This is a genomic window from Pseudomonas sp. 3JA (genome assembly GCF_036961705.1).
In the GTDB taxonomy this organism is placed as follows: domain Bacteria; phylum Pseudomonadota; class Gammaproteobacteria; order Pseudomonadales; family Pseudomonadaceae; genus Aquipseudomonas; species Aquipseudomonas fluorescens_Q.
Genome location: NZ_JBAMDJ010000070.1, coordinates 1 through 16,593, shown reverse-complemented (window position 1 = coordinate 16,593; position 16,593 = coordinate 1). Strand labels below are relative to the sequence as shown.

Genomic DNA, 16,593 nt, shown 5'->3' with positions numbered 1-16,593 from the left:
GCCGGGTGCCGCCGGTGCATTGAGGAAATGCTCAGTCAGCCTAAGCCACTCGGGTTCCCAGCCTTGCCAATTATCGACTTTCATCGCCTGCCTCCATTGCTAAGTAGCAGAACGATATCGCGACTTGCATGGGCTTGATAAAACGCCAACAGACTGGCCAGGCATCCACCAAGGACAAAAGCCCAGTGGTTGGAGGGGATGGAACTGGGGGACAGACTACGGTTCTATCCCCTTGCAATCGGCCCGTTTCATATCGTGTCTGTCCCATTTTCCTTCGCACTTCAATGAAGAACCCTGCGACTCTCCCCGATCCTGATCCTGTCGAGCGCCCTGTTTAAAGCGTCCAAGGCATCGAGCAGGGCTTTCGCCTCAGCCTCCCGACCATCGCCCCAGAGGCGTTCTGCCATTTTGTTCAGTGCCTGGATGGAGCGCTCAATGTCAGCAGCAGTCGCTGCTTTACTTTCCTGAAGTTTCTTTGGCATTGATTAACCTTCCTCGGGCCCGTTGTTTCATCAGCTTCGACGCGATTACATCACACGCCAGAACACTACGCAGGTGTCCAGACCCGGCTAACGGCCAACCATTCGCGCTCTCGGTACAAGACTGAGCGACAAGGTTTCGAGCAAAAAAGAAAACTGGGAACACACCACAATTTTGAGCTCACTTGCAATCGGCTCGCCCCACGATCGCAGCCTTACGATTTTTCCATACGCAGCTATGCTCCCAGTTCGGAGAGTTGGATAGCTAAGGACCACTCTCACAAGACACCAGCGTTCGTGACCTGTCGTGGTATCGATCATACTGGAGCCTTGGTCTACTCCACCGGTGATCAGGCGTTCAACCATGAGTCAGCTAAGGTTCTTGGAGTCCGAAAAGTAATACCTCCTGGAGATCGCACATATGGAATTGATGAAAGACAAACCTAGAATCGCAATAGTTTCTCTGGACTTGCCTAGCAGAACACAAGGAAGAGATGTAAGTTGGAAATGCTCATTTGCCATTAACAACCCCACATCAGATGGATATCTAGTACAAAAAGTCACCATTACAACAAGAGAATTCTCATTGGTAGACAAAGTTTTTATAGAAAAAACCCCTAACAAAACCATAACCTACTGGGAATCATGGAAAGTTTTCAAGGGGATCAACGCTGCAGGAAACTACAGCGATACGGGCTCTTTTCTAGTCCGAGACTTCAATGACATTTATCAATTTCCGTCCGCATCACCTCACACTCGAAAAATAGAATACGTTATTGGCCACCTAGAATTCTATACAGGAAATCTAACTGAAGACTTCAAATCAAGAAACGATCAAACATTCGCTGGCCCAATACCATCCACCACCACCAAGCCCCATGACTGGCCCGAAACGCGCCCCCCATTTCACAACATGTATGTATGCCACCTTGAAAATGACGAAACCATTGTCGCCACATACGCAGAAGAACTAAAGCTTTTTCATTTCAACAGCCTCAACGACATGAAAATAATCTCCGGCTTGCAACCGAAAGACATAATAAGCTACTTCAAAACTTCAAACGGAGACATTGAAAAACTAGAATAGAGGACTAGCCACGCACTAAAAACTAGAACAGACCACGATTTTGAATTCATCTGAATCTCATAATCGTGACCTGTCCCCGTTTTCCCTTGACATAAAAAAGCTCAATAACAATTGAATCCGTATCTATTGGATATCAGCCCTATCTGCTCCTAAAGGCACGGATATAAGATCTCGCGTGTCAGTCCCCTTATGCTATGGGAGTGTTCAATGGAAAATCATCAGAAAGCAAAGAAATAGCCTTTAAGATTGTTCGGAAGTTTCGCCAGTTATTGGGATTGGTATTATTGAAGGTGCTTTTAAGATTGCCTTTTGAGCAAGTTCTTTTAAGTCATTCAGGGGTTTGCTTCCAAAATGCTTTGTATACCTTTGGTGTTTGGGCCATTCGGAGATATAACGACTTCCACCGTGAACAAGCTCATTTCTTAAATCGAATAGCCATGATGTTTTTTCTCTAAGTTTTTCATCCAGCCCTAGATTGCCCACTCCCGCGATGATAGATGCCTCTACAGAGCCGCGTTGGCCAAATAGAGCATCAAGTGCAACAAAATAATTGATATAAGACTCTATGTCCTCGGAATTCATGGCTCGATTGAAAAAATTTGCAGATTTTTTTATTCGCTGTTTATATTCAGTGGGACATTTCTTAAGTGATTCGTACCACTCTGCTACTTTTTTAGTTAGTTCGTCAGTGATTATTATGTCTGATGCGTAAAATGGAGAGAGTGCGCCGCAACCGCTAAGCGTCAACAGGTTGTCAGGCGTGGTCTCGTGAGGAAATTGTATGCAGTTAGTAAAAGGCTGAGCTATTGATTTGTGGTAGCCGTATTTGGAGGACTCCGAGGCATAAGCGAAAAGCACAGTAATAAACATCCTGAACTTTAGGCTGCTTGCGAATTTAGCGCCTTCTTGAGTCCCATAGTCCTCACCTATCAGCACATAGTTAAACTCAAATCCACCGTTGAACGAAAAGTTGCTGTTGGCTGTAAATGGATAGCTTGGTGTCCAGCCATCAAAAATATACCCTTCAGTAGAGAAGCTATTCCAAGTAACATCATCGCCACATGAAATTAGATGCAAGCCCTCTTCGGGAAGGGAAAGAGACGGTCCTTTAAATCTGGATAAAGGATAAACCGTACACCTTTTACCTATTACGCTTCTAAGGCCGTGTTTGATTTCTTCTAAGATTGTCTTAGTAAACTCAATAACTGATATGGCACCTCTGCACTCAAAGAGGTTTGGTTTTCTCCCAAAAACTACATCGTCACCATTGAACAGTGGTGAATCTAAGCAAACTTTCTGTAATGTCGATGTGACGATTTTATCGACGGACTCGGTATCACAATCTTTGAACTCCTGTTCGGTTTCAATGATAAGTGCCGTTACCGTGTCAATGGCATTGAAAGTATCTGCGCTATACCACCAAGTGAGTCCAACCCCGCCTGAGAAAGTAAACGGCTTTCCTCTGCCTGCAAAAAAACGCGCCGCCGGCAATTTGTCTTCAGCTCCGGGCCTCAAGAGAATTGAGCGCATCAGCCTTGCTACCTGAGCCTGTACTCGATCCATCGGGAATCTCCATAATCCAATATGACTCGCTAGCTTGCCACACTCATTTATGGACTGGTGTGGTCGCAGACCAAAGGCGAAAAAGTCAGTCCCTACCTACACACATGCAGACAGTCTAGATGCTACGATCTGGGTTTGAGGGGCCAATGCTTCCTCATTTGAAGCAATTAAACCAGCCCGTCACTAAAGAAATGACAGGCTGATCTCGTCAAACCACCACAGGTTTAGGTGGGGCGACAACCTCCACCATTTCGTTGTAGTGAACTAAATCAATTTCTTCAATCCATTTAAATATGTCTTCAATTACGCTATGGCTTTCCCCCGCCAAGTTTTCAGCCGATTCCTCGTTGATTTCAATTACATCGCTGTGAGAGTATTTGTTAATAAAGCGATAGATTTTTTCTTTTGTTTCGGCCGTGGTTACTGTGCAGTTCTTTAATCCGCTTTCCAATAGGGCGTTGACGTCTGAACGCCCTTTAGGGAATTTAAAAGTGAAAAACGACTCTACTAATTTTCTGGATAGGTTCGCTGTTAAAAAAGCTTCGTCTCTATCAAGAGTCTTGCGCTCTTTATATAAATATAATTTCGAAAAAATGTAATGGTACTCTGAGTTGTAGTCTGTCAAAGAGGAGTCAGCATTCATTAGTAGGGACTCTCTTGGCAGTGCCGCTGTAGTGTCAATTCTGAAAAAGAATGCTACTGGCGGCTTGGGCGGTGTTTTTTTACTTCTATTTTTATTAGTCCCGTTGAACCAGTCTCGAACCAGTTTGTAGTACGTAAAGTTGTGAGTGAGCACAAAAAGTTGCTTAGCATCGATACATCTGGTTTTTAGAAATGAGTATGCGTGGAACAGATGATTTGAGTCAAAGCTTGATACCGGATCATCCACTACGACAATCGTATCTTGTATTCGATTGTTATTTTCCTCCAGCTTAGTTATGAAGTATATAAATGCGATTGCAGTTTTTTCACCCTCGCTGAGATTGCCGTCATGCGTGCCCACATTGTTTCTTATTATCTCGTAACCTTTTCGAGCGCTGTTAAACTTTAAGCACAGTTCGCTACGGCCTATGAATTTATGCAGAGAGTCATTAAACTTGTCCGCACCTATTGTTTCGTTTGATAGAGATGCTTCGATGTTCTTTATTTCTTGCTTGGCTTTTTTTATTGTCTCATCTAAAGCGTTGAGTTCCGCTGTTTTGGTTTCGATAGTCTTTGCTTTACTTTCGAAGCCAAATGCTTTGATTTCACTTGCTGCGTAGTGAAGTTCTAACGCCTCCTTGCTTTTTTTTGTTTCTTTTTCAAAATTGTCGGTTTTATTATCATGTTGTTCGATAATGTTTTGGACTTCAGTTAGAGTGCTGTTGAATGCATCAATTGAAGTCGCAGCTATCTCTTCAATGTTGATTTCGACGTCAAAAGGATTCTCTATTTTTTTATCTAAAGCGATTTGCCACTTTTTGATTTGCTCATTAATTTCGTTCACCGCCGCAGAATTGCGTTGAGCCGCCGCATTTAGAGCCGTGGAGAACTCTTTATATAGTGTCTCTGGGGATGGCAGTATAGGTTGATTGATGCTTTGGTTAATAAGCCACTCGTGAGCTTTGGCTAACCTAGATTGGAAGTTTTTAAATTCTTCACTGAAGTGGCTTTCTATTTCCTTAGCTCTTTGTTCCGATACTTGGTTTCCACAAAATTCACAGCAGCTTGAATTGTGCCGGTGATGTATCTCTATACCATCCTGCACCCATTTCTGAATATCGCTGTTCTGACTTAACCTTTCCAAGGTTTTGCTAACTGCTGTAGTTTTTAGCAAGTCTCTTAGCCTAGTGGACGCTTGTTTGTAATACTCGTTGTCAAGAACGGTTTTGACGAATCGTATAGCCGGAAGCTGTGCCGATTTAGCTGAGTTGGTAAGCTCAACTATCTTGTCTTTTTGTAATATAGAAGTCGGGTCGTCAATTTTTTCTTTATTTCGACCTATGAAACCCTCTAGTTTTCGCTTGTCATAATTTAAGTAGTAGCTATCACTCGTATCAATTGACTGTAATCCAGTCTTAACATGCCTTGCACTATCCGTCATGAATTTAGCTTAGTCAGTGACAAGTCGGCCGAGCGAAGTATTTTCACTAGTGTATTTTGCGTCTTTTTCTTTTACCTGCTTCTTAAGCTCTTCAAGTTTTTTAATTTCGTCTATCTTTTCTTTAGCCACTAGCAGTATGCTTTTAACAGAGCTGTTCCAATCTATGTTGTCTTGCACAAATTTCTGATTGAAAACTTGAATATTAAGGTTGCTGGTAGCTAGATTTTTTTCTGTTACTGTCGACCCAGCATCTGTTGTAATAGTGAACTCTGAGCCTGTAAAGCTTGGATTAGTAGTCCGCTTTTCAAGGGAGGAGAAAAGACCTGAAAGTGTTGATTTTCCTGTGCCATTCCAACCATATACAAGATTGTACCGCCCAAAGTTCTGGGTCGCCTTGTTACTATAGTTTTTGAATATCCCGAAGTTTTTGAGTTTTTGAATGTTACTTATCATTGCTGCGCTCCGTGCTGACAATTGCATTTTTTATATGTCGGTTGATACCCAGCCGGCATTATTTTGTAGTAGTGGCAGGATGATGGTAGACCAGAACGGAGGATTGCGTATTCACACGTGGCTTGAGCGCCACGATTAGTCCCCTGCCTTGACGAAAATATGAGGTCCAATGGTTGTGTTAAACAACACTGTGGGCCCGCCGGGCTCGTCAATGAGAGCGTGCACAAATTCATCGAGTGGCGTAAGCAGAGCGGACAGTCGCCGGTGGCGTCGAGTCGCAGCTTCGGCATTCCCTATGGCAACCCCGACACGACACCCGCGCAAGCGTTCCGCTTCGCAATCTGCGGCGAGATTCACGAAGCCGTGGCGCCGAATGAGTTCGGCGTGCGCGAAATCGTCATTCCCGGCGGTCGCTGCGTCGTGGTACGACATGTGGGGTCACCGGATCACATCGGCGAAACGATCTATCCGATTTACCGCGATTGGCTTCCTGGCAGTGGAGAGGAACTTCGTGACCAGCCGCTGTTCTTCCATTACTTGAGCATCTATCCCGAGACACCGCAGGATCACTGGCAAACTGATGTGTATGTTCCGCTGCAATAGCGGAGCAAGCAGTTTTCGACCCTGAACTGACGTCGATGAATGTCCGTTCAGGGTTGTGGATTCAACCGGTCGACGCAACACAGCTGAGAGGCACCCGCTTACATCCATCAACTGCAAACAGCTGGTCTGCGCGATGCTCGTTTTGCTCGTCAGTTCATCCAGGTAGCTGTGCCTGTGCCGAGATCAGTAGGGTCCATCGTCCTTTCAGAATAAAAGTGGCCTGCATGGCCCGGGCACTGCTCGAACCAAACAACACACAAGTGTTGTATTAACACAGAAATGTTGTAGAGTGGACTCATCCAAACAACCAAGCGAAGTGATGAAGCTCAGCGAGCTCAGACGATGGTTGAAGACCCAAAGGATGGCCTTCGAAGCAGGCAAAGGAAGCCACTTCAAAGTCCCCCCACGGCAACAAGGCTACCTCGCGGATCACAGTTCCAAGGAAAAGCCGGAACCGACCGGTAAGGCGATCATTAAACAACTGGGCTCTGAAGAGCCCTTTCACCACGCCTGAGCACTGGACTATCACCTCCAAGGAGTGACGATGTACGACTATCCAATCCGATTCGAACAGGACGTTAGCGCCCCAGGCGTTGCCGTGTTCTGCCGCGACCTGCCAGAGCTGAACAGCTACGGCGATGATCGGAAGCACGCTATCCGCGAAGCCCTGGACGGGATTGAATCCACCCTCTCCATCTACGTCGATGAGCGCCGCTCGATTCCGCCGGCGTCCGCCCCGCTGGAAGGAGAACACGTTGTTCATCTACCTGCGGTGACCGTGGCGAAGATCGCGCTTTGGAACACCATGATGGAGCGAGATATGCGAAAGGCCGACTTGTGCCGACTGCTCGGGGTGCATCAGGCCCAAGGCGATCGCTTGGTCGACTTTCTTCACACCTCCAAAATGGATCAGGTCGAGCACGCCCTGGATGCTCTTGAACTCTACGTTGATGTCAAGGTAATGAGCCAAAACCCAACCAAATTGTTGATTCGCCAAATTCAAGAGCCGACGGCCACCCGTTACCTCGTGCATCTTGCAAATAAAGGCTTGGATGAATTGAGCCTGCCAATTGGACTGGCACAGGAGTACGCCGCCGTTCCACCAAAGCTCGCAACCGTAGTTCTAGACGGTGACGACGATAAGTTCTGGTGGCTCAGTGAAAGTTCTGAACGCCTCAGCAACTTTGGCTGGGACGCTTTTAGCCTTGCGAGACTGAAACATGAAGACCTGGGCCCTACTCATGACGAGGATTTGAAGCAACAAAAAACCCAGCGTGGCTGAAAACGAAAAGGCCCCGATTACTGTCGAGGCGGCGCCTATGCCTCTCGTTATCCGCCGCAACGCAAAAGCCCCGATCCAAGTCGGGGCTTTCTCGTTTCTGCCAGACGCAAAACCCGCTCAATGGCGGGCTGTGCCTATCAGTTTTTGCAGACCACCTGCGGAGGCGCAGCAGGCGTCAGCTTTTGGGGAATCACAATCGAAGTGCCAGGCAAAGTGGTAACTTCAAGAACCGCCAACATGCAAATCAGCGCTGGCTCGCCATCTTTGCTTGGTCTGCCATCCACCCCTACCACTGCTTCGTAGTCTTTCCCGGGTTCCAGCTTGTAAACGAGCGCCTGGCCACCACAGGTCCGGTAAGAGCTGCCATTGCCCGCAATGGTCGCGCCTAGGGTTGCAATTTGGAATGGCAGATCCGTCCTGACGCGATACTCGGTCACGACCTCTTTGTAAGCCCCTTCCCCCATCCGAATTGCAGGGATGTACTGGATAAGACTGGGCCAAACTCTTTTCGGTATGCCAATGCTCGCCGACTTCAGGGGATACTGCGGATAATTGATGCTCGCCGTACCGTCCTGCCCGAAACGTCCGGCTTCTGCCATCTTATGCCGGGTAGCAGGAGCACAACTGCCGACGATGCTATCTCCATATACATCGGAGTTCGTGATAACGCGAACACGCGCCACGCCCTCTGATTGAGCAGGCTCTTCGTATGGAACTGAAGGTATTCCAGAGCAACCAGCAAGTGCTAAAGCAAGAAGAGTGACGGAAGTGACAACCCGCATGACCATGTCCTTATGTGTACGCCAACAAAAAAGGGCCAACCTCTCGGTTGACCCTTCTAGACCGCCCAGCAGAGCGGATTTTGTTTGGTAGGCGCGATTGGACTCGAACCAACGACCCCCACCATGTCAAGAGCCACTCATACTAGGCGCTACGCCGCGAAGCGTAAAGCCCTAAGAGAACGCCCATTCACATTATGAGGCGTCAACAATGGCTAACATCCGCTCCCTTCCCTCTGGTAACTGGAACGCTCAGGTACGCCTGAAAGGGAAACCTGCCCAATCTAAAACCTTCCCCACTCAAGCACTGGCCCAAGCATGGGCTGACCAGCTTGAAGCCGTCACCAAAGAACACCAGACCCATACGCTCTACACCTTGGGCATGACCTACTGTGAAACCTTGCTCAAGGGCAAGGGTAGCTATGACCATGCAATCAAGATCGTTGATCAGCTCTTTGCTGCGTTCCCTCAGTCAATCCATGACATCACCCCTCAGCTAGTCAATGACTTCAAGCTGAAGCGTCTACAGACGGTCAAGCCTGCTACCTGTCGTATTCAGTTAGCGTTCATGTCCCGGTTCTTCAGGTTCGCTAAGCGTGGCCTGCTAATCGACATACACAATCCCGTAAGTGACATAGCCCTACCCAAGCCAGACAAATCTAGCGACAAGGTAATCAGTGCTGGCGAGCTAAGACAATTGCTCAATAAGCTATCCCCTACCATGGCCCTCATCGTTGAGCTTGCCTATGAAACTGCAATGAGACGATCAGAAATACTCAAGCTCACGACTCAATGTCTTCACTTGGAGGAACGAATTGCGGATGTGATTGATGGGAAGAACGGCACTAGGTCTGTACCACTGACTAACCGAGCCGTAGAGCTATTGAAGGAGGCTCAACGTCTTGCCTTAGCAGACAAGGCACACAAGGGAAGATTGTTTACTGTGACGCCTCATAGCGTCTCACAAGCTGTCAGATTGGCAAGAAACAAAGCAGGCTTAGACAATAGCGTCAGGCTTCACCAGTTAAGACATACCCGAATTACTAACGTAGCCAAGAAAGGGTTTAACAACGCTCAGATAATGATTGTCTCAGGACACAGGGACACTCGGTCTGTAGCCAGATACTCTCATCTAAACGCTAAGGATGTACTTCACTTGATTGACTAAGCCCCCTGCAAGCTCACAGAAGCGACGATAAATAGACAACCCCACCGACTCAGCCATCCAACCTAATAGCCCCTTCACAGGGGCTTATAGTGACAGTGAGTAATGGAATGGTGACTACTGAGAGTTACCCTTAGAAAATAATTTGGAGAACCGTTGTAGTCTTTCCTCTCAAAAACAAGTAGTAGTACATAGAGGCGTTAAATTTCCACCTGATAAACACCCATCCTTGAGTTTGAGGGAATGGGCTGTGCTGTCTCTTGAAAAGTAATGCCACAACACGCAATCAACCGAGAGAAAACTATGACTATCACACTGAAAGAGATTATTGCTGTCCAGCACCAAGCATTAAATACGCTACCACGAAAGATTATCTATCTGATGATCCGCAATGGTGAAGACGTTACAGGATGGGCCACAATTTCTAGAGGTTCATTCTCTAGCGCAACTGCACTACCACGCCGAAGCGTTGACTACGTAATAAAGCACCTAATGAGCGTCGGCCTAATTGAAAGACGTAAATCAGCAGAACACGTTAATGCTACCTATCAATATCGTGTAATCGAAGCTTAAGGAACTCTTATGAAAACTATCACCATGACAGATGTTAACGAGCTTGCACGCCGTACTGGTAATACTCCTATGGGAGTCCTTACGGAATTGATTGAGCAGGGCTATCAGCTAACAGAGGAAGCACCTCTACCAAAGGGTAAACCTCTTAGCTCTGCCAAGGATGCTCTCTCGCAATGGAAAGAGTCTAAACAACGTGTAGCTAACGAACTCTATCAAGCGGACCCTCTTGTACGTCAGCTAATAGACGCCGATAGCGCATCTAAAAGCTTCGCATCACAGTCTCCCAAAACCATCCTCCAGCGTGATGAACAAGGCAACGTCACAGGTACATCCAAGAGCATGCTCACAGGTGCCACCATGAAAGAACAGGCTGAGCTAATGGCCGCTATTCGTGCCACTTACAAACAAGGAGAAAACTAATGGGTAATACCTATCTGACAGAGGCAGAGCAACGAGCGCTACAAGAACGACGCTCTGAGCTAGGAGCAATGGATTGCAGCATCGAACAGAAGAACCGTCTCATCACAGGTATTCGTGACTACAAATTTGTGGAATATGGGATGAGCCAGTACGGCTACTATCAAGTCCTGAATATCAAGGGGAACAAAATACCTCACGAGCTGACAGGCAACTTCACTCATCCGAGTTACATTATCAAGCTAGTAGACAGCCTACTTAAAGAAGGAAAACTGATTGATCCCAAGTGAGTCAAGGGTTATATACGTAGCAGAAGCTACACCGGGCACAGGCAAGACAGAACAATTCATCAGAGAGCTAGATTCTGACCCTTATAAACGCTACCTGTATGCTGTACCTACCAAGGTGCTGTCAAAGGATGTCGTTAAGCGTATCCAAGCAATCGGCATTAATCACATCTGCGTAATCAATAGTGACACCCACAAGCATGTCACTGACACCGTAGAATGTACGCTCCTAGAAGATGAACCTAAGGTCCTTATCATCACGCATAAGACCTTACTAGACCTTGATCCTTGCTACCTGCAAGATTGGATCGTGGTCATTGATGAGGTTCCATCGGTCGCTAACAATCTCACCCGAGATATTGGGGATCACGCCTATACGAACTTCCTAGAGAAATTCATTGAGATTGATAGCGTCTCGACCAAAGCGTCTATCAAACAAGGTATGACTAAGGAAGCACGGGCTATCTATTCAGATGTAATTGATGACAAGGGAATGTCAACGATCACCACTTGCCTAGGAGCATTGCTCAGGGGAAAAGCAGACGTATTCATCAAGGAATATCTGAGTAAGAAGGAAAGCAAATGGAAATGGCAAGTCAGGGTGATTGACTACTTTGACTTAAGCGGGATCTATGAGCACGCCTCTGAAACACATATCCTTGGAGCCAACGTCACAGGCACCCTTGCCTATCAGCATGCCCTCACCAAGGGCTACACCATTGCAGCGTCTAAATTCACACCGGAATACCGACGCTATAAATTCGAGAGTTACATCTATCCATTGATTGGTGGCAGCAAGGTTAGCAAGACCATGCTTCTTACGCTTCCTGATGGTGCTGTGGCTGAAGAGTGGAGCGATAAGGTGTACGGGCATTCGCTGTTACGTGACGCTATAGAATTCGTACAAGGTGAACCCCTTCTTGTACAAGTTCATGAATGGTGCAGGTATCCTTTCGAGGATCACCCTAACGTGTTACGCATTCCCTTTGATGCTAGGGGCCTGAATGGATACTCAGACGTACACCATACGCTGTCATTGATTCATGGCAACCCTAATCCTGTTGATGATCAGAATAACTCTGAGATGCTATCGAAAATGGCTATCTGTACAGTGATAGGCAAACAAGCTTTGCGTAACGAACGGTACAGAGAACTTATATTCCAAGCAGCCACCCGCAGTAGTATTAGGACGTTTAGCAATGATAGGCCCACTGTTCACTTTGTACCTACAGAGGAATCAGCACGGCACCTAGCATTCGATCTTAGGGGCAATCACATCATCCTCAAAGACCTTACACGACCAGCGCCTAATACCCGCTCACGAAGCAAGCTAGAAGATAATATTCTCAACGCGAAAACACTATCCTCTGAAGGGTTATCTCTCAGGAAGATTGCGTCAATCATGGATGTTAGCAAAAGCATTGTATCCAAATGGCTTCAGACTGCTAACTGACAGCTCGAACTGTCCACTTTCTCTTAGAGTATCTTTAAGGAATTGTGGACACTTTACACTTAACAATAAAATCAAAAGCAAAAGCAACGTCGGCACAGCCGACAAAGAGCACGCATTAAAGAGAGAATCAAAAGCAGAGCACCTTTCAATATTCCGCTCTTGATCTTTCTTATTTGCGTATGCCACTACGTGGCTTGCTCTTGCTCTTGCTTTTGCTCCTGTCACGCAGTGACGTTAGAACTACCCCTATCATTGGATAACTACATGTTAGATACAGACACCATTAGAATACCTAGCATTACTTCCTTCACCTTCAAAAATATAATTCTTCGCAGGGGCCTGGCTAAGGAGATTATTGCCAAGCGCAATGACAATCAAGCACTGTACGATCTATCTCTTACCAATCGTATTTCCCTACAAGCCGTAGGTTATATTTCCCGTTGCAGACTTAAGGACATTGAGGAAGCACCTGCTATTAGACCGTGACCTACCTCCTAACTCTCCTGCTATGCCTTCAGTACACTCAGCTATTAATCTTACAGATAATGCAGAACTACAGCGTTCTAGCCATAGCCCTAAACATCATCTGCTATTCACTCACTCTAGCAATCACAATCCAACATACAAGACCGAGAGCACCATGAACCTTACAGATAAAGACAAGACCGAATACATTGAAACCAATTCACACTGTGACCTAGCAAAGCGCCTAGGTGTAAGCATGCTCACTCTAGATACTTACGCTGATGAACAAGGATGGAAAGAGGAGCACCGGATTTATTGGCATGATAAATCAATTGAGATATTGAAACAGGAGTTAGTCAACGGAAACATAGCAGCGGTTAAGGAGATGCTTAAGGTAACTGGTAGCGTAAGACCAGTAGGACGCCCAAGGAAAGCAGATGTAGAGCGTGAGGTGGCGATTAGCAAGCGTATTGCTGACGAATACGAAGCTGACGTACAGAGACTTAGCTTGGTAAGTGGCAAATAGAATAATTATTTATTAAGACAGATGGGGTGTATTGGCTATGAGGGACATTGACCAGATTCAAAATGGTGAGGAATGGACATAGCTAGGGCATAGAGAGCGTTACGCTCGATTTCTAGGAGGTTCCTAGGTGCCCCTTTGGGGTGCTCAATGCGTTGCCACACTGGCCGTTCTTCACAGGGGCTAGCGCCTTCTGTGCCTGATAGTTCAGCTACCAGTAACCTGCCCTTCTAACCAAGCCAGAAGGGATAAGCCTACACCTCTTCGCTGGTGTACAGCGGGCTGGTCTACAATCCATCAGCGCGGACCTATCAGCCCTCACATCAACACTACACCATTTAAGGTTCGCTATGACGCTACCGACTTCAAGGCGCCTCACTCTCTGAGACATACAGTTGACTAGAATCAGCTAGGCCTGTTTGCCTATGGATCGCATATATACCCTAGCCTCCAGCAGCCCGTCAAGCCTAACCTCTCTGCACCTGACATGTCATAGCCGCCAATGCTCGTGTAGGCGCTTCAGCGTTCTTAGCCTGGGTTATGTATCCAGCCACACAATCACGAAAGGGCATACTTATAGCGTACGAGAGAACCAAAGCAGAACAAAATATCGAAGTCGCAATCCATCTCATAACTCCCCCTGCTAGACACTCAAGCGCTTGGATTTTTCTTCATATTATTAAGCATTTTTTCATTAACCTTCATGCGTGTCGCAAGCTGTTTATCTGAAAGCTTTCTCTTGCTCATTGTATTAATTGAAAATTTATACTCCCACTCATTGATCCACCCCCTTGTGTATGCGTGATTAATCGCTTCCAGATTTAGCGATTTACTCTCATCCTTTCTAACGCGCTTAACTGCCTGAAAAATCAAATCTGAGGGCAAACCAATAAATTTTTTAACACAGCAGTTTCCTACGGTAGCCATGTTTAGATTTTTCTTGTTCTGAAGCACACAGATTTCTTTGATCGGATAATGACCGCACAAGCAGGTTTCAAATTCATCCGCCTCATAAATATTGTGCAGCGTCCACTCCAGCTTAGCTTCATCCCATGATGCAGATTGAGATAGAGCGAGTATTTCTTCTGTTAAAGTGTACTCAGACATCGCTTACCCTCTCCCGATATAGCGCATTGACACTATAGCAGTGGGAAAGAGACCTGGAATTTTTGTTAGAAATTCATGAGCGGTAATGCATACATAAGCACCCCACCCCAACACCCCCTGCCCCACCCTTAGAGAGACGCCCCCACCAGCCCTACAGCAGCGCACAGAGCGTTCGGGATACAACACAGTGCGTGGGTGTTGAGCGTGGCCTACAGGCGTATCCGCTTCACAGCAGGCACGTAGCTCAGCTGGTTAGAAAGCCTGCCCTTGTGAGGTACGAACAACGGGCAAGGGAGTGAGCTAGCGAACGTACCACCACCTAGACAAGAAAGGGATCAGCCCTTACGTATCAATAGGTTAGGTAGAGTCATTCACAATTCTGAGTGTGAACAGAGGGAAGTAGGAACCCACGTTCACATTGCCTTGTGTGAACGAAGCCTATAATTTGTGAACGTTTTCTTAGGCAAAGAAAAAGGGGAACCCTTTCGGATTCCCCCTCACACCGCCCAGCAGAGCGGATTTTGTTTGGTAGGCGCGATTGGACTCGAACCAACGACCCCCACCATGTCAAGGTGGTGCTCTAACCAACTGAGCTACGTGCCTGCTGTGAGGCGGCATTCTACGGAATTCCGGAGGGGTGTCAACACCTTTTTTTCACCTAACCCTATGAATATGCAAAATATTTAATTTCGCCGATGCGACGAAGACTTGGCGGTGGCTGGCGGCCGATTTTTATCTCGGGTAGGATCGCTGCATTCGTAAAAAATATAAAACAGAGGTTGCAGAATGGCGAACACATCCTATCCAGCGTCCTATTACGCCGCGTCGGCCAACCCCACCCCTCCGCGCCCTGTCCTGCAGGATGACGTCGAGACGGATGTGTGCGTGATCGGCGCTGGTTACACCGGCCTGTCCTCTGCACTGTTTTTGCTGGAGAACGGTTTCAAAGTCACCGTGCTTGAGGCGGCGAAGGTCGGCTTTGGGGCTTCGGGTCGCAACGGCGGGCAGATCGTTAATAGTTATAGCCGCGATATTGATGTGATCGAGCGTAGCGTTGGCCCTCAGCAGGCGCAGTTGCTGGGCAACATGGCGTTTGAGGGTGGGCGGATCATTCGTGAGCGGGTGGCGAAGTATCAGATTCAGTGTGATTTGAAGGACGGTGGTGTATTCGCCGCCCTCACCGCTAAACAGATGGGCCACCTGGAGTCGCAGAAGCGTTTATGGGAGCGTTTCGGGCATACCCAGTTGGAGCTGCTGGATCAGCGGCGTATTCGCGAGGTGGTGGCTTGCGATGAGTATGTGGGCGGCATGCTGGACATGAGCGGCGGGCATATTCATCCGCTCAACCTGGCATTGGGCGAAGCGGCGGCGGTGGAGTCCCTGGGTGGGGTTATTTATGAGCAATCGCCAGCGGTGCGCATCGAGCGTGGTGCCAGCCCGGTTGTGCATACGCCACAGGGCAAGGTCAGGGCCAAGTTCATTATCGTGGCGGGCAATGCTTACCTGGGCAATCTGGTGCCGGAGTTGGCGGCCAAGTCCATGCCTTGCGGCACGCAGGTGATCGCCACCGCGCCGTTGGGCGATGAACTGGCTCATAGCCTGCTGCCCCAGGATTATTGCGTCGAAGACTGCAACTACCTGCTCGATTACTACCGGCTGACGGGCGAAAAGCGCCTGATCTTCGGGGGCGGCGTGGTATATGGCGCGAGGGATCCGGCGAACATTGAGGCGATCATTCGGCCGAAGATGCTCAAGGCCTTCCCGCAGCTCAAGGATGTGAAGATCGATTACGCCTGGACCGGAAATTTCCTGCTGACGCTGTCGCGTCTTCCACAGGTCGGGCGGCTGGGGGATAACATTTATTATTCCCAAGGCTGCAGCGGCCATGGCGTGACGTATACGCATCTGGCGGGCAAGGTTCTGGCGGAAGCGCTACGGGGCCAGGCTGAGCGTTTTGATGCGTTTGCGGACCTGCCGCACTACCCTTTCCCCGGTGGGCAGCTATTGCGCACGCCGTTTGCGGCGATGGGGGCTTGGTATTACGGGTTGCGGGATAAATTGGGGTTCTGAAGCCACCAACACCAAGGGCTGCTTCGCAGCCCTGCGGGGATAAATCCCCTCGCCACATTAAGCTCCCTCGCCACGGGTTTGTTCCAATGTCATTTCGCCAAAAACAAAAAACCCCGGTCTTTCGACCAGGGTCTTTGCTATCTATTAGAAGTAGCTTTGCAGCTTTCTTCTTAGCTTCAAGGCGTTCAGTGGGCCTCGAAGCAG

Annotated in this window: 12 protein-coding genes, 1 tRNA gene and 3 pseudogenes; 10 read left to right on the top strand and 6 right to left on the bottom strand. The window is 47.8% G+C overall.

What is annotated here, in order from left to right:
• Nucleotides 1-281: 281 nt before the first annotated feature.
• Nucleotides 282-482: a hypothetical protein gene (locus V7773_RS29550; RefSeq protein WP_013693816.1), complete on the bottom strand. Its 201-nt coding sequence runs from the start codon at nucleotides 480-482 to the stop codon at nucleotides 282-284.
• 418 nt (nucleotides 483-900) lie between these two features.
• On the opposite strand from V7773_RS29550, the gene V7773_RS29545 reads away from it, so the two are divergent.
• The gene (locus V7773_RS29545) at nucleotides 901-1,566 is read left to right on the top strand and encodes a hypothetical protein (protein WP_336076412.1); all 666 of its coding nucleotides are present in this window, start codon (nucleotides 901-903) and stop codon (nucleotides 1,564-1,566) included.
• 240 nt (nucleotides 1,567-1,806) lie between these two features.
• Here the strand turns inward: V7773_RS29545 and V7773_RS29540 are convergent, their stop codons facing one another.
• Entirely contained in the window at nucleotides 1,807-3,129 is a 1,323-nt protein-coding gene (locus V7773_RS29540; RefSeq protein ID WP_336076411.1) for a hypothetical protein, read from the bottom strand.
• A 208-nt stretch (nucleotides 3,130-3,337) separates the two neighbouring features.
• Nucleotides 3,338-5,665: pseudogene (locus tag V7773_RS29535) on the bottom strand (AAA family ATPase).
• A 183-nt stretch (nucleotides 5,666-5,848) separates the two neighbouring features.
• On the opposite strand from V7773_RS29535, the pseudogene V7773_RS29530 reads away from it, so the two are divergent.
• A pseudogene (locus V7773_RS29530) lies at nucleotides 5,849-6,268 on the top strand (AraC family transcriptional regulator); the annotation flags it as partial.
• A gap of 544 nt (nucleotides 6,269-6,812) precedes the next feature.
• Nucleotides 6,813-7,229 (top strand): annotated as a pseudogene (locus V7773_RS29525) (type II toxin-antitoxin system HicB family antitoxin); the annotation flags it as partial.
• A 458-nt stretch (nucleotides 7,230-7,687) separates the two neighbouring features.
• Here the strand turns inward: V7773_RS29525 and V7773_RS29520 are convergent.
• Nucleotides 7,688-8,332, bottom strand: a complete 645-nt coding sequence (locus tag V7773_RS29520; RefSeq protein WP_063320324.1) for a hypothetical protein — start codon at nucleotides 8,330-8,332, stop codon at nucleotides 7,688-7,690.
• A 208-nt stretch (nucleotides 8,333-8,540) separates the two neighbouring features.
• Here V7773_RS29520 and V7773_RS29515 point away from each other — a divergent pair, with 208 nt between their 5' ends.
• From V7773_RS29515 to V7773_RS29490, 6 genes are all read left to right on the top strand, one after another.
• Complete coding sequence (locus V7773_RS29515; RefSeq protein ID WP_336076410.1) at nucleotides 8,541-9,497, top strand: tyrosine-type recombinase/integrase; 957 nt, start codon at nucleotides 8,541-8,543, stop codon at nucleotides 9,495-9,497.
• Nucleotides 9,498-9,797: 300 nt separating this feature from the next.
• The gene (locus tag V7773_RS29510; protein ID WP_336076409.1) at nucleotides 9,798-10,067 is read left to right on the top strand and encodes a hypothetical protein; all 270 of its coding nucleotides are present in this window, start codon (nucleotides 9,798-9,800) and stop codon (nucleotides 10,065-10,067) included.
• Between the two features lie 9 nt (nucleotides 10,068-10,076).
• Complete coding sequence (locus V7773_RS29505) at nucleotides 10,077-10,487, top strand: hypothetical protein (protein WP_336076408.1); 411 nt, start codon at nucleotides 10,077-10,079, stop codon at nucleotides 10,485-10,487.
• Nucleotides 10,487-10,774, top strand: coding sequence for a hypothetical protein (locus tag V7773_RS29500; protein WP_322834172.1), 288 nt, complete (start codon nucleotides 10,487-10,489; stop codon nucleotides 10,772-10,774). Before V7773_RS29505 ends, V7773_RS29500 begins: the two co-directional genes overlap by 1 nt.
• Nucleotides 10,761-12,224, top strand: coding sequence for a DEAD/DEAH box helicase family protein (locus tag V7773_RS29495; RefSeq protein WP_336076407.1), 1,464 nt, complete (start codon nucleotides 10,761-10,763; stop codon nucleotides 12,222-12,224). Before V7773_RS29500 ends, V7773_RS29495 begins: the two co-directional genes overlap by 14 nt.
• 640 nt (nucleotides 12,225-12,864) lie before the next feature.
• A complete protein-coding gene (locus V7773_RS29490; protein WP_336076406.1) occupies nucleotides 12,865-13,215 on the top strand; it encodes a hypothetical protein in 351 nt (116 codons plus the stop codon).
• Nucleotides 13,216-13,863: 648 nt separating this feature from the next.
• Here V7773_RS29490 and V7773_RS29485 read toward each other — a convergent pair.
• Both V7773_RS29485 and V7773_RS29480 read right to left on the bottom strand, forming a co-directional pair.
• A complete protein-coding gene (locus V7773_RS29485; RefSeq protein WP_336076405.1) occupies nucleotides 13,864-14,319 on the bottom strand; it encodes a hypothetical protein in 456 nt (151 codons plus the stop codon).
• 526 nt (nucleotides 14,320-14,845) lie between these two features.
• A tRNA-Val gene (locus V7773_RS29480) sits at nucleotides 14,846-14,922 on the bottom strand.
• Between the two features lie 183 nt (nucleotides 14,923-15,105).
• On the opposite strand from V7773_RS29480, the gene V7773_RS29475 reads away from it, so the two are divergent.
• Nucleotides 15,106-16,389: an NAD(P)/FAD-dependent oxidoreductase gene (locus V7773_RS29475; protein ID WP_336076404.1), complete on the top strand. Its 1,284-nt coding sequence runs from the start codon at nucleotides 15,106-15,108 to the stop codon at nucleotides 16,387-16,389.
• Nucleotides 16,390-16,593: the final 204 nt, after the last annotated feature.

Coding starts and splice junctions, on each gene's coding strand:
- V7773_RS29550 (WP_013693816.1), bottom strand. CDS start 482: ATGCCAAAGAAACTTCAGGAAAGTAAAGCAGCGACTGCTGCTGACATT.
- V7773_RS29545 (WP_336076412.1), top strand. CDS start 901: ATGGAATTGATGAAAGACAAACCTAGAATCGCAATAGTTTCTCTGGAC.
- V7773_RS29540 (WP_336076411.1), bottom strand. CDS start 3,129: ATGGATCGAGTACAGGCTCAGGTAGCAAGGCTGATGCGCTCAATTCTC.
- V7773_RS29520 (WP_063320324.1), bottom strand. CDS start 8,332: ATGCGGGTTGTCACTTCCGTCACTCTTCTTGCTTTAGCACTTGCTGGT.
- V7773_RS29515 (WP_336076410.1), top strand. CDS start 8,541: ATGGCTAACATCCGCTCCCTTCCCTCTGGTAACTGGAACGCTCAGGTA.
- V7773_RS29510 (WP_336076409.1), top strand. CDS start 9,798: ATGACTATCACACTGAAAGAGATTATTGCTGTCCAGCACCAAGCATTA.
- V7773_RS29505 (WP_336076408.1), top strand. CDS start 10,077: ATGAAAACTATCACCATGACAGATGTTAACGAGCTTGCACGCCGTACT.
- V7773_RS29500 (WP_322834172.1), top strand. CDS start 10,487: ATGGGTAATACCTATCTGACAGAGGCAGAGCAACGAGCGCTACAAGAA.
- V7773_RS29490 (WP_336076406.1), top strand. CDS start 12,865: ATGAACCTTACAGATAAAGACAAGACCGAATACATTGAAACCAATTCA.
- V7773_RS29485 (WP_336076405.1), bottom strand. CDS start 14,319: ATGTCTGAGTACACTTTAACAGAAGAAATACTCGCTCTATCTCAATCT.
- V7773_RS29475 (WP_336076404.1), top strand. CDS start 15,106: ATGGCGAACACATCCTATCCAGCGTCCTATTACGCCGCGTCGGCCAAC.